This is a genomic window from Desulfobulbus rhabdoformis, assembly GCF_016919065.1.
Lineage (GTDB): Bacteria > Desulfobacterota > Desulfobulbia > Desulfobulbales > Desulfobulbaceae > Desulfobulbus > Desulfobulbus rhabdoformis.
Map to the genome: position 1 here is coordinate 24,931 of NZ_JAFFQA010000010.1, position 13,696 is coordinate 38,626.

12 protein-coding genes are annotated in these 13,696 nt (G+C 50.8%); 4 read left to right on the forward strand and 8 right to left on the reverse strand.

The annotated features are described in order from the left end of the window. Positions 1–391: 391 nt before the first annotated feature. Positions 392–637: a hypothetical protein gene (locus tag JWJ90_RS07155; protein WP_205226519.1), complete on the forward strand. Its 246-nt coding sequence runs from the start codon at positions 392–394 to the stop codon at positions 635–637. Between the two features lie 123 nt (positions 638–760). Here the strand turns inward: JWJ90_RS07155 and JWJ90_RS07160 are convergent, their stop codons facing one another. The 7 genes from JWJ90_RS07160 to JWJ90_RS07190 all read right to left on the reverse strand — a co-directional run bounded on the left by JWJ90_RS07160 (position 761) and on the right by JWJ90_RS07190 (position 8,908). Further along, positions 761–1,330: a flavodoxin family protein gene (locus JWJ90_RS07160; protein ID WP_205226520.1), complete on the reverse strand. Its 570-nt coding sequence runs from the start codon at positions 1,328–1,330 to the stop codon at positions 761–763. Positions 1,331–1,455: 125 nt separating this feature from the next. Continuing rightward, positions 1,456–2,205, reverse strand: coding sequence for a hypothetical protein (locus tag JWJ90_RS07165; RefSeq protein WP_205226521.1), 750 nt, complete (start codon positions 2,203–2,205; stop codon positions 1,456–1,458). Between the two features lies 1 nt (position 2,206). Then, complete coding sequence (locus JWJ90_RS07170; RefSeq protein ID WP_205226522.1) at positions 2,207–2,866, reverse strand: potassium channel family protein; 660 nt, start codon at positions 2,864–2,866, stop codon at positions 2,207–2,209. 9 nt (positions 2,867–2,875) lie between these two features. Then, a complete protein-coding gene (locus JWJ90_RS07175) occupies positions 2,876–4,873 on the reverse strand; it encodes a potassium transporter TrkG (RefSeq protein WP_205226523.1) in 1,998 nt (665 codons plus the stop codon). A 344-nt stretch (positions 4,874–5,217) separates the two neighbouring features. After that, entirely contained in the window at positions 5,218–5,691 is a 474-nt protein-coding gene (locus tag JWJ90_RS07180; protein WP_205226524.1) for a hypothetical protein, read from the reverse strand. Positions 5,692–6,040: 349 nt separating this feature from the next. After that, a complete protein-coding gene (locus JWJ90_RS07185; protein ID WP_205226525.1) occupies positions 6,041–7,195 on the reverse strand; it encodes a YibE/F family protein in 1,155 nt (384 codons plus the stop codon). A 138-nt stretch (positions 7,196–7,333) separates the two neighbouring features. Beyond that, complete coding sequence (locus tag JWJ90_RS07190) at positions 7,334–8,908, reverse strand: alkaline phosphatase (RefSeq protein WP_205226526.1); 1,575 nt, start codon at positions 8,906–8,908, stop codon at positions 7,334–7,336. A 228-nt stretch (positions 8,909–9,136) separates the two neighbouring features. Between JWJ90_RS07190 and JWJ90_RS07195 the strand changes: the two genes are divergently transcribed. From JWJ90_RS07195 to JWJ90_RS07205, 3 genes are read left to right on the forward strand one after another with little or no spacing between them, the layout of a single operon-like run. Further along, entirely contained in the window at positions 9,137–9,502 is a 366-nt protein-coding gene (locus JWJ90_RS07195) for an ArsR/SmtB family transcription factor (RefSeq protein ID WP_205226527.1), read from the forward strand. Positions 9,503–9,528: 26 nt separating this feature from the next. Continuing rightward, entirely contained in the window at positions 9,529–10,605 is a 1,077-nt protein-coding gene (locus tag JWJ90_RS07200; RefSeq protein ID WP_205226528.1) for an SO_0444 family Cu/Zn efflux transporter, read from the forward strand. Between the two features lie 48 nt (positions 10,606–10,653). After that, complete coding sequence (locus tag JWJ90_RS07205; RefSeq protein ID WP_205226529.1) at positions 10,654–11,316, forward strand: Crp/Fnr family transcriptional regulator; 663 nt, start codon at positions 10,654–10,656, stop codon at positions 11,314–11,316. 27 nt (positions 11,317–11,343) lie between these two features. Here JWJ90_RS07205 and pbpC read toward each other — a convergent pair whose 3' ends face one another. Next, on the reverse strand, positions 11,344–13,689 hold the full coding sequence (gene pbpC, locus JWJ90_RS07210) for a penicillin-binding protein 1C (protein ID WP_205226530.1): 2,346 nt from the start codon (positions 13,687–13,689) through the stop codon (positions 11,344–11,346). Positions 13,690–13,696: the final 7 nt, after the last annotated feature.

Below are 13,696 nucleotides of genomic sequence, written 5' to 3' on the forward strand. Positions count from 1 at the left end.
ATGTATTTCACTGAAGATACATAGTTTTTCTCTGTTTTTTGCGAAGGGAATCCTTGATTATTCTTTAAGATGAACTACAATTAAAAGGAATGAATCTCAAATAGGCTCATGTAAGGAGTGGTCATGCAGATCCCAACGGGAACATCGGCAGTTCAAAATTACGGATCAGTGCTGCATGCAGCCCAGCAGCAGCCACATCTTGCGGCTGACCTAATAAGTAAAACAGTACAAAGTCTTGCGCAGGCCCCATCTTTACGGAGCCCAACTGAGGTTGTCGTACAAGCGAGTGATGGCGTATCAGGAACACAGATTAACATAAAAGCCTAGCTGGCTTAGGTGTTGTCTTAGGTGGTTCTATCAGAAGAAGTTACACGGAAACAGGGAGAAACGCATGAATATTAACGGCGCGAGTAGTCAATCGGCTTACAACAGCACCATTTTCCCGCAACCTGTGCAAAAAACAGGTGGACAGACCATCGGGCAGCAACCGCAACCGGTTCAGCAGGTCCAACAAGCTCAGCAGGTCGAGCAGGGAACAAATCAAGGCAAAGAGACAGGTATGCTTAGTCAGAGTGCGGAGGCCCCCGATACTACCCAGGGGAATACTGTGCAACAAGGTATTGATACCTATGCCTGAATAAGTTTATTCCATTGAAAGAAAGCACAAAGGCCGCATTTGGTAATGCGGCCTTTGTCGTCTTCTATGTCTTCTATGGATACGATTTATAGTAATTACAACAGGATATGCTATGGATTTATTTCATTTTTGACAAATCTCCACGCCTAGCTGCTGCGCCTGTTTGAGCGAGTAGGCACGCTTGAGTATATCACCTTTGGCATCAACCCCTTTGACCAGCAGTTCTCCATTGTAGCTAAATTCCATGGCATCAAAGCCATAGCGGACAGTGAGTTTGGCCCCTTCAAAAATTTTCCCACCATCGGTTGCGGCCACACTGATAAAGTACCCCCGTCGCCGTTCCCGCTCCGGTTTAATTGCACCCAGAAGATATTTTCGACTCCACAGGGCCTGGCAGCGATCAATAAAAATTTTTGTCTGGGCAGTGACTCCATAAAAGTAGATGGGGGAGCCTATGACAATGCGGCTGGCTCTATCGATTTTTTCATAGAGGGCAACCATGTCATCCTCAAAGATACACTGGCCGTTTTTTTCACATTGCCCGCAGCCAATACATGGGTGAATTGTTTGTTGGGCAAGATGGATATGCTCAGCCCTGAAGCCCGCCTGATGAATTCCCTGTGCAACCTGCTCAAGTAACAAATCGGTATTGCCACCTTGACGAGGACTCCCGTTCAATAAAAGAATGTTCATAACGCTCCGGTTTCTGACAATATAGTCTCTTCTGTATGTGGGCAAAGAAAGGTTTGTTGGATTTCAACTGAATCTGTGATGGCGGATGGTCACCAAACAGAGGCCCTTGCGAAATGTTCACGGATTCAGGTTGATTTATCTGTCTGGTTATTGGTTGCAACGTTGACTGCGCTTTCCTGGATGCCGTCAGGCAAAGGAGGGAAGGGGGGCGTGTATTCCGAGGCTCTTTTTTCATCAAGCAACGCATTGAGGTTGGCATAAATGGTTGCCACATCCTGCGCGAGGTGTACTCCGGAGCAGCGGCGTAGTGTCTCCCCGTTGCGGTTGGCCTGAAGTACGGTATGAATTTCTTCAAGGGGAGCGACGACACGTTGACTCAGGTTGCGAATAAAAATAACACCGACTAAAAAGGCGGACAGCGCCATAAAGGTTACTCCCCAGCCTCCTGTTGTCCCAAGCTGCTGGGCATGACGGTCGGCTGCAAACATGGCTTTGCGATTGATTTGGGCAAGATCGATTATTGCCTTGATGCTGGTTATTCTGGCGTTCCTGTCACCTTGATAGAGTTTGTTTTCCTGAAAGGCAAGTTGTTGTAAAGGTTTGGGCTCCTGGTTTTCAGTGATGTTGGCTTGAGCGTCTTCAAAGGAGGCGCGAAAAGACTGTATTTCCTTCGGGGTAAATGGTCTTTTGGTACTGACCATGGAAAGAGTGGTGAGCATCTCTTCACATGCTTGCAGGCTTCGTTCATTGCGATCGAGTATTACCTCGATAGCAGGAGACATACGTGCAAAGATGGCAATGGTTCCAACAGCCATCAAAACATTCAAGCCAACAAGGACCCAGGCACCAACACGAACTGCGTGTGAAAGCCGCATTTCATGCCCCCTGCGTGAGTTTTGTAATGGCCTCTTCGTTTGAGACCACGATGAGCCGGTCATCAGCCTGCAGGGGGGATTCTGGGTTGGGCTGAAAAACTCTGCTCGGGCTGCCGCGCCGAATAGCCACGACCATGACGCCAAAGCGTTTGGGGAGTGCAAGTTCAATAAGAGATTTTCCGACCAGACTGGGCTGTACTGTCAGTTCCGTGATGTGGAGATCTTCTCCCAGAGGCATGTCGGCTATGATATGGCGATTGATCAGTCGGCTTGCGAATCGTTGGCCGAATTCTTCCTCTGGATTGACCACTAAATGGGCTCCCACGAGCAAAAGGATACGCCGGTGCATGGCGTTGTTCGCTCGGCCAATTACCCAGGGGGCACCCATCTGGCGCAGGAGAGCGGTGCAGATGATGGATGCCTCCTTGGAATCATCTCCAATGGCACAGATGCAGGCATCACGCCGTGCTGGCTCCAGCCGGGCCAGTTCCCCCTCGTCTGTGGCGTCGACCAAGACAACCTGGGTCACAAAGGCCGAGGCTTCATCCACCAGCGCTTTGCGACGGTCAACGGCAAGAACTTCTGCCCCTTTTTCAGTCAATGTACGAGCAAGCGCCATCCCAAACTGGCCCAGCCCAATAATTAAAATTTGTTGTGGCATAAACCACTCCTACGAAAGAGGGATGTGAGCATCAGGGTAACGAGACTGACTTGATTGGTGCTCGCGGCTTAAGAGGGTAAACAGTGTCATTGGGCCGATACGGCCAATGAACATGGTGAGCATGATAATAATCTTACCAATACCATCAAGATGCGTTGTCGCCCCAAGAGAAAGCCCGGCCGTTCCCAAGGCTGAGGTCGCTTCAAAGATGAGTTGTGAAGCTGCCAGTTCCTGGGTCAGAGAGAGGGCCAGCACGACAAAAAGCCAGACAAAACCACCTGCAAAAAAAACAGTAATAGTCCGGTTGATAACAGCCTGAGTAATGGTGCGATTGCCTGCTGTGACCCGCTCATTGCCGGTAATTGTCGCCCAAAAAGTCAGTACCAGAATACCAACTGTTGTGGTTTTGATACCACCGGCTGTCCCCCCTGGGCTGCCACCAATAAACATGGACAGCAGCATGATAACCAGGGTCGGAGTACGTACCGTACTGAGATCAACCGAATTAAATCCGGCGGTACGTAGAGTAACGGATTGAAACCAACTGTTGCTGAGTTTATCAGAAAAATGCAGGCCAGCAAGGACATGATCCCATTCAAAAAAGAGAAAAGCAAAAAAGCCGCTGAGCAGTAAAACCAGTGTCGTCACCAGGGCAAGGCTGGGAGCAAGGCTTAAACGATTACCCCGGAGCCATTGAGGGAGAAGAAGGCAGGTTGAGGGGGCAAGCCCACCTGCAATAATCAGTACTGCAACGGTGTGTAAAATAAGTGGAGAGCTTTGGTACATCACCAGGTTATCACTGTTCAGGGCAAAACCTGCATTGCAAAAGGCTGATATCGAGGTGAACAGACCTTGCCAGAGCGCGGTAGACCAGTTGGATCCAGCAAGGAAAAATCCCAGTGCCAGAAGGAAGGCCCCCAAGAATTCCCCCCAGAAGGTAAATTTGAGAATTGTCACCAGAGAGTGAAACAATTCTTGGTGACTGGTTTCAGTCAACGAGGTTAAAATTCGTTCCTGATGCAGGCTCATCCGTTTTCCCAGGGCATGCAGTGCAACCGTGGTGATAGTCATGATCCCCAGTCCCCCCAGTTGAATCAGGAGCAGCAGGCAGCCCTGACCAAAGCCTGAAAAGTCAAATTGGGTATCGACAACTGTCAGCCCGGTCACGCAGACCGCACTGACAGCGGTAAAGGCTGCATCAAGCAGTGAGAGGGGATGGCGGTTAGCGGCCCAAGGTACCTGCAGAAGAAAGGTGCCAAACACACAAAGAGCAAAGAAGGTACTGATCAGTAACCGTGCAGGGTGACCAAGAAATGGATCCCACCAGTATTCCTGATGAGGGAGCTGTGTGTGTGCAATTTGAGCCAGGATAAGAAGGCTGAAAGCACTACTCAAAAGAGCCGCGAGGGCTGTCAGTGAACAAAATATTGAGAGAGCAAGCAATCCGAGGGCAAAAAATGGGAGCAATATCGGCCAGTGCTGATTGTTGAGTTTTTGTCGATCAAGCAACCAGAGGAGCAGTGGAATCTGTGCGAGCAGACCAGAGAAGCCAATCAACAGCTCTCCGCTAGTACGATTTTCCGGATTGATGAGGTAGGAAAGAGCTGCAACGATGCACAGCCCATACAGACTTGTTTTTGCCGCCCAATAACGTTGCGTGTTGTTTGAATTGTCTTGGCTGCGATTGGGTATGGAGGGAGAACAGATAAAGAAACCTGTTGCTATCAAGGTTATTCCTCCCAAAAGTCCGTTCATGGGAGTTGCGCTGAGATGATCCCAGCCAGCCAGTGCGGTAAAGCAGAGTGCCAAAAGACCTGAAATTCGGGAAAGCCGTGGCAGATTTACCCAGGTTATTCCCTGAAGAGTGAAAAACAAGGTGGCCAAGAGACTGAAAAAACGGAGTGGAGCCCATGCGTTTATGGGATCCAACCCGCCCAAGAGTAGGGGGGCTGGTGCCAGGACAAACCAGAAAAATTGCAGGTGGGAGGGGGCCGAAGTGTTGTCCATGGTTGGTTAGTCGAAGTTGGGGATAAATCCAGTAAAAGGAAAAAATATTCCCTGATGGTATACCAATCCCCCGCAGGGTGCACAAATTTCTAGAGCGTCTTACTCACGGAATAAATGAATGAGGAGGCAATTTATTTTTCCACGTGTTGCAGAAAAAAGCGGAAGGCAAAATACCGTTGCTCGATCTCTTATTCAAGATTTCTATGCGCAAACAGAGGATAGAGACGTGTGGGAATGGGAGATGATCTGGGTAACTATTATGTATTATTACTTTTTACTGTGTGGGGCGAGAGGAGAGAACCACCACAGTGTATACATGAACAAAGCATGGAGCCAGCGCTATGTCAGTCCTTTGAAGGGAGACGCTTTGCAAGTGAGATGACCTCGTGCTTTTTGGGGTAATAGACAATCATGGCTCCTGCAGAGAGGGCGGTGAGCATATACAGATCCTGGTAGCTTCTTCCAAGGACATACAGGACTAAGCCATAGACACCTATTGCCTCGGACATGCCCAGGGCAACCATCATGACAGAGAGGTAGCGGGCAACGGCTGGATGCTGATTTGACTGGTTGCTCCTTTTCCCCTGGGGAGCAGCCAGCAGATATCTGCGGATAAACCAGGTGAAAACCACAGTGAGCACCGCACACCCAAACAGAGCGATACGCAGCGTTCGGTAGCTCTCCTGGCTGAAGGTAATATGGGCATTTTGCAGCAGCAGAGGGACGATAAAGGCATAGATGATCAGCGAGCCAAAAAGGACAGACCATATCAGTTTGGTTATGGTCATGCCTCGTTGCAGTTCTTTATCGTTGATCATGTAAACCCCTTATCAAGAAAATGTTCTGGTCTTTCACTCGTAGCACCGAGCGATTGGCGGCATGTATCGAGTTCAAACCTTTCTCTGGTCCCGGAGAAGACCATGCTTTCCATCTAGAGGGTGTCTTGAATAATTAGATTTTTCAATCAAGGTCAGATAAGCGCAGACTTCGAGGATTGTGAAAAATTTTACCGCAGGCATATAGTTGATATCGGAGTCTTCGCTTACCTCCGAGGATAAAATTATGAGTATGACGAGGTAAGCGCCAGACACCGGGAGATTGGCAGAAAAAGCAATTATTCAAGATTCCCTAGAGAGTTGTAGCATGTTCATCGGCAATTGACAAATATCAGGCTTTGCTTTGTTTGCCTGAATCAAGAGTGGGGATCGGGTGGCCTTTCTTCCGATAAATAAATGCACTGATCACAACTGTGCAGGGAGCCACGACAATCACGCCAAAGCTGCCAACAAGAATATTAAGAACTTCGGCTGCAACAAAGGGCGCATTCAAAAGATTGGCCGGAGCAAGGCCTTTGGCAAGAAAGACCATGAACATGGTGATATGACTCCCAGAGTAGGCCAAAAGCAGGGTCGTGGTCATGGTACCGGTGACAGCTCGCCCAACCCGCAGACCAGAGCGCATGTGTTCTAAAAGACCTATTCCTGGTTGCTGCATCTTCAACTCATCCATAGTGGCGGCAATATCCATGGAAAGATCCATCACGGCACCAGAACAGGCAATAAAGACGGAGGAAATAAAAATATCCGTAAGATTGAGCTGATAAAACCCTGAATACAACAGCATCTCTGCAAAGGGGCGCACAGCTCCATGGAGACGAAAGGTGTGGGTGAACAGTGTCGCCAGGCCACAGGTCAGGAGTAAGCCAAGCATTGATCCGCAGAAGGTGGCAACACCGCGTCTTGTCAAGCCTCCCACGGAAAAACAGATGACTGCAGTGAGGATGGTGACAATGCCTATTCCCGTTGGAATGGGAGCATAGCCAATAAGCAACAGAGGGAAAAAGAGTTTCCATAAAACCAGAGCCGCAAAGACAAAGGAGAGGCCTGCCTTGAGGCCCGTTACTCCAGCGACAGCAAAGAGAAGTCCGGCAAAGAGCAAGACCAGATAGAGTTGCAGGTCCAGGCGGTAGGCACCACGAGCAACGGCATGTTGAGGCTTTCCCTGAGGAGCTGCATACTCGATGAGAATGGTTTCTCCAACTTCATAAAATTCATCCAGCTCCATCTTGCCCGTGAGCATATTGACCACCGAAGTTTCCTGTCCGGCATGTGGACCGGAAAGGAGTCGAACCTTGAGGCTTTGTTGGTTTGTTTTGACGATGAGATTGGTGCGAACACTGGAGTTATCAGCCTCTGTGACCAGAGCCTTACAGCGAATACCACTGGGGGCTGGGGGGATATGGGCAATGTCAATATAGAGAAGAATGGCACATAACAGTGCGATAACAAAAGAAAAGAGAAGTTCCCGGCGTACTTGGTTCATAAAGGTGACGTATTTGGATAGGCGGGCAGGTGAGCCCGTTTGGTTTTGAAGGTTGCCCTGGTTGAGATACGAAAAAACCCGTGACACCGCAAGGGGGCTCGGCATCACGGGGAGGTGAGAGAATAAAAGGGGGGAATGTCAGTTTTTGACGACTGGCAGCGTTTTATAGATGCCCATGGCAGTCGCAAGTTTTTGGGCGATATCAGTGTTATCGTAAAAACCTGCGAAATTTTTTGATCCTGCTCCAATGGCAAAAACCGGTACAGGTACACCAGTGTGAGAGTAGGAGGTCCAACCGATGGATGCCTGCTCGTTCAGAATGTGGGTAATGGTCACGATGATCGGCTCATAGTAAGAATAAAGCAGCTGATTCTCGTCATCACTGTTATCGTTTGAGCCACTCATTGATTTGTCAAAAGCATCCTCAAGCTTCTCTTTTTGGTAGTCGTTCAGGTCGCTGTAAACAAGGCCAAAGACACTTTTCATCAGAGCAAGCATTTCATGGCTGGAGGCAAGGTTATCGCTTTGAGTATAGTCATATCCCTCTTGGTGGGCGGCTTTGTAGGAAGCCCACTCATCAGAACCAAATGCCTGAAAACTTTTAGTTTGCCCCAATAGACGATCGTAATAGGCACTGTATCCAGTTGTTGCATGGCCAATGGTCAAACCACCTGTTTCGTGGTCTCCGGTCACCACGATTAAGGTCTCATAGGGATGTTTGTTATAAAAGTCCAAGGCTGTGCCGACTGCATCGTCAAAGTCAAGGGTGTCGCCAATAGCTGCCATGGCATCGTTGGCATGGCAGGCCCAGTCGATTTTTCCGCCTTCGACCATGAGAAAAAATCCGCCCTGCTTATATTTTTTCCACCGGTGAAGTCTTTTAAAGAATTTATGCCCCCTTTTCGGCCGGTCGGTTTGCACCAAAGTTTTGATGGCGACCTCCGTCATTTCCGCAAGAGACAGGTTGCTTTCCGGGCGGTCAATGGCATATGGCATAGCCGCGCTGTTCTGGAGATAGGGATTGATACAGACTACTTTGTCTACAGGGTTGTCCAACTGAGCCTCTATGGACTCTCGGTCTCTGAGCACGGTGTAGCCATTTTCCTCAAGTACTTCCCACACATCGTTATTGGTATCTCCATCCCTGTTGGGGGCGGTGGGGGAGGCCAGCCCGCCGCCTCCAAAAAACTCATAACCGGAGTTGGCTAGCTGGGTGGCAATGTTGTTCATGTAACCGCGATTGGCAATACTGGCATAGTAAGCCGCGGGGGTGGCGTGATCCAGAGAAACCGAAGAAATAACGCCGACACGTTTGCCCTGTTCATCGGCAAGCTGGGCGATGCTCTTGTAGCTTGTTGTTTGGGTGTCATCCATGCCTATGACTCCACTTTTCGTTTTCAGGCCACAGGCAAAAGCGGTTGCTGAAGAGGCACTATCAGTCATAAGTGCGTGGGCATCGTAAGTGGTTTGCATACCGAGAATTGGAAACTGGGTGAAATTGAGCCGGTTCCCTTTTTGGAGCAGGTCTGTGGCCTCAGTGGCGGAGCCACCGTTTTTGGTGGTCAGATAGGCCTCTGTCGCCTGGATCTGCGAGCTGGACATACCGTCGCCCAGAAAGAAAAATACGTACTTCGGTGTTGTTGAAAAGGCTGGTGTGGTTGACAGGGTGAGCAGGGCAAATGCCGCTATCCCATACAATTTTTTTCTATACATGTTCTCTCTCCTTTCTCTTGGATAATAAAAGGTACGCAGTGGTTCTGTACCCAAAAGCAGTGGGATATTGACGAGTTCATGTTAGGACTCTGTTTTGCGGCCAATAGAAAAAAGTCAGTTTTTCAGTAGGAAAGGTAAAGCTGCATGGAAAAGACTCGATTGGTGGCACTTTGTAGGATAATTGATAGGGCTTGCAAATTTGAATATCTGTTCATATATTAAAAAGTCATGAGCGGACAAGAAGAAAAAGAAGACCGTTGTGCGGTACGTTGTATTCACAGAGATCAGGTGGCCAGGGCTCGATCCAAGGCCCTTGCCAGCAGTGAATACGAAAAGCTGGCCGCATTGTTTAAGGCCATGGGCGATGGGAACAGGTTACGTATTCTCTGGGCTCTTGGTCAGGAAGAGATGTGTGTCTGTGATCTGGCTGCATTGCTTGGGAGTTCAGAGTCCGCCGTGAGCCACCAGCTGCGCCTCCTGCGTCAGTTGGCCCTGGTGAAAAATCGGCGGGAGGGGCAGGTTCTCTATTACCGGCTCAACGACGGCCATGTGCACAGCCTTATCCAGATTGGACTGGAGCACCTTCGAGAATAATTCGTTTCGATACGTTGTGGTGAAGTATGCAGTATCTGTTTGATTTTGCCAGCGCCTGCTGGCTCTTGTTAGAGGAATCATCTCTTTACATCCTGCTCGGCCTGCTTGTGGCCGGGCTTCTGAAAGTGTATCTTTCACCGGATTATGTGGTCAGGCATCTGGGCAAAGGGAAGATTAAATCAGTTTTCAAAGCTGCCCTTCTGGGCATTCCTATTCCCCTGTGTTCCTGCGGGGTGTTACCAGCCGCGGCACAGCTCAAGCGTCAAGGCGCCAGTAAAGGCGCAACCACCGCCTTTTTAATTTCTACCCCGGAGTCGGGTGCTGATTCCATTGCCATCTCCTGGGCGCTTCTTGATCCGCTCATGACCGCGGCTCGACCTCTGGCAGCCTTTGTCTCCGCCTTTGTAGCCGGTGTGCTTGAAAATACGGTGGGGGAACGCAGGCAGGCCCCTGTACCACCTTCACTGCAAATGGCCTCGGTTGAACCGCAGCCTTGTGGTGAGGCTCATTGTGGCTGCCACCAGCATGAGGCCGCTTCGAGTGAAAACACAATAATCAGTGGCCTTCGTTATGCCGTCAATGAAATATGGGGGGATCTGGCAGGCTGGTTTTTTATCGGTATCGGTATTGCCGCAGCCATTACCACGATTATTCCCGCCGATTTTGTCGGGCGGTATCTTGGAGGTGGCGTCGGTTCCATGCTGTTTATGCTTGTAGCGGGTGTGCCTATGTATATCTGTGCCACCGCCTCAACCCCCATTGCTGCGGCTCTGATTCTCAAGGGAGTGAGCCCTGGCGCAGCTCTGGTTTTTTTGCTCAGCGGACCGGCGACCAATATCGCTGCTCTGGCGGTATTGATCAAAATTCTCGGGAAGTGGGGGCTGACTATATATCTTGCCTCAATTGCCGTTATCAGTGTGCTTTGCGGTCTTCTTTTAGATACACTGTATGTGGGGCTCGGCCTCTCTGCCATGGCCACGGTGGGGACGGTCAACGAGGTTTTGCCCCACTGGCTGATGCAGGCCGCGACCCTTGTGCTGTTGCTGCTTTCCCTGCGACAATTTGGCCAAAGGTATCGGCAGCGATCATCTCTTCGCCAGTAGTACGGGCGACAACTCCCTTATGTTCCACAACGGTTCCACAACGACTACATGAAATTCCTCGAAGACAATCTTGTCGAATGGTTACAGCGCCCGGAGCTTGCTGAACTGCGTAACGCCTTTCTTGTTCAGTCCAAGCAGAAAAATGGTTTTATCTGTCATCCAGAAACCGAAGAGAGCGCTGTCTTCATTGTCAGCAAGGGGCGGGCACGTGTCTTCTTGGGCTATGAGGACAAGGAATTCAATCTGGCTATTCTGGCACCCGGTGATCTCTACTCCACCCATACCGGCGCCTATGTTCAGGCCATGGAACCAATGGAAATCCTGCTCATGGACACGCCCAGCTTTATGCGGCATATGATGCAGAATCTGGAGGTCACTTCGGTAATGATCAAGGTCCTGGGCAATGTACTCAAATCATCATTTAACATCATTGATGGCCTGGTATTCAAAGATGCCTCCTGCCGACTTCTGTCCCTGTTGCTTCATGAAGCCAAACGTCAACAACCGCAACCAGACGGAACCGTGGTGCTGCATATCAACCTCTCGGTCGAACAGATAGCCCGCATGGTCGGCAGTAGCCGGCAGACTATTTCCACCCAGCTCAATCGACTGATCCGTCAGGATCTTATTCAAAAACAGGGGCGTGGCTCTTTTGTGATCCCAGATCTCGCAGCCCTGGAGCGTTATTATGCCTCTGCTGATTGCATTTAGGGTGTCTTGAATAGTCATTGATCGTCATTACGGAACAAAGGTAACCTGGATGCTCCGTTCCGCACTCCTACCCGTATCATCGACTGCACTCAGCTGATAGGCACCAGCCTCTTTGGGCCGCCAATGCACAGGCTGCTGACGCGATGCGGAGCCCAGATATTTTGTATCGGCAAACCAGTAGAGACGGGCGCTTGATCCATCAACTGAGGCTGCAAGCTCAATGCTCTGTTCTGGTTTGGAGCGCTGCAATGTGTAGTTCCCATGGGGATGCGGAGAAATAATCCTTGGCGGATTTCCCGGGGTGGAGCCTCCTTGCTGACGGCAACGCTCCGGGAGCAGAGGAGGCTCTTGTCGGGGGAGCCCGGCCAGTCTGAAAAGGGACTCGATATCAGAGGGCCAGAAGGCGAAGACCTGTTGTTCATGGCTGTCGTCATAGGGGGGACAGACACCTTTTCCTGTTTGCTTGTCCACCATCACCGGACGGTGCAGGCTCGAGACATGGATGGGGGATGTACCGGGAATAAACCACGCCTCCACCGTGCGTGGACACCAACGGTTGGGAAGTTCTCCCGAGGCCTGGCAAACATCCACCTTGATCACTCCGGGGGGAACAGGGCGCTGGTGAATTTGAGAAGCATCCGTGGCCAGTTCCAGCGCGTCAGCTATCTGGAAAAAGAGCGGTGCCGCAGCTTCCCGCCCAACAAAGGCCGGATTGGCGCTGCCGTCAAAATTACCGATCCACACGGCCAACAGATAGTTTCCCACCATCCCCACGCTCCATGCATCATGAAAGCCCCAGGAGGTTCCGGTCTTCCAGGCGATGGGCCAGTGGGGGCGTGCGCCTTCGGGTACAGCCGGCGCGCCGTGTGTCGCGGGTCTGGGATTATGGAGCAGCATTTGCCTGACAATGAAGGACGCCTGCGGAGAGAGCAGAGGCTTTCCTTGCACCATGGGATCCTCTGTGGTGTAGCGCAACGAACGAAGACGGCCGTTGTTGGCTAAAATTCCATATAATTGAACCAGTTCAGCCATTGTCAACTCCCCGCCACCGAGGACGAGAGAGAGGCCGTAGTGGTGCTCAGAGCGCAATCCTGTGATCTGCGCTTCTCTGAGCAGGTCATAGAGGGTGGGGTGGGAGAGTTGGCTGGCAAGCCAGATTGCCGGGACATTGCGGCTGCGGATCAATGCACTCTGAGCGGATATCGGTCCGATAAACCTGCCGTCAAAATTTTCCGGTTGATAGCTGCCAAAACTGGAGGGCAGGTCTCGCAAAACGGTGTGTGAATGGATGAGCCCCTGATCAAGCGCGAGTCCATAAAGAAACGGCTTTAAGGTTGACCCCGGTGAGCGCTTGGCCAGGACACCGTTTACCTGCCCCTGGAGCGATTGATCAAAAAAATCGGCAGAACCGACCAGGGCCTTGACGTCCATGGTACGACCTTCCACCAGAAGCACGGCTCCATTGACGATCCCCCTGTCTTGGTTTGTTTCCACATATCGATGCACTATATGCTCCAGCAGATGCTGAAGGGCAGGGGCCAGCGTGGTGGTTATTATTTGCTCTGGAATTTTTTGCTGGTTTTGCAGAATCAGATCGCAGAGATGCGGAGCCTTAAAGGGGAGTTGCTGTCGTTTTTTGCCCGATACCTCGGTGGTGAGCAGTGGGGTGAGCAACGGAGCATCTTCCGGGTGCTGCTTGAGCCAGGTCTGGGTCAGCCGCTGTCGTGCCAGCTGCTGTTCCCGATCAAAGTCATAACGACCTGAGGGATTCTGGGGCATGACTGCCAGAGCCAGCCCCTCTGCTAGGCTCAATTGTTTTGCTGGCTTATCAAAATAGATGCGTGCGGCTGCACCAATACCCTGGATATTGGCACCCATGGGGGCAAGATTACAGTAAGCCTCGAGAAGATCGTGTTTACTGTAACGAACCTCCAACCAGATGGCATGGGCAATCTGTTGCAGTTTTCCGCCTATGGTGCGGGTGTTGAGACCATAGAGTTGCCTGGCCAACTGCATGGTCAGGGTTGACCCACCCTGACGGTGTTTTTGGATATAGGTGGACCAGGCCGCGCGCACAAGCGAGCTTGGATTAAATCCGGGATGAAAGAAAAAATACTGATCCTCTTTTAAGAGCAGCGCTGCCTTTGCCTGGGGAGCGATCTCTTCCAGTGGTGTCCAGAGACGGTACTGACCATCCCAGGCCAGGGTGATGCGCAAGGTTTCGCCATTCTCCGCGCAAATAAGATGCGAGAAGGGGATATCCCTTACCATGGGAGGTCCAGGCGGGAGGATGGCTATGAGCAGAGCAGTACAGCAAAAAAAACCGGCCACCACAAGGGACAGGCCGGTTCTATGCTTTAGAAAGCGATACATGCCGTTT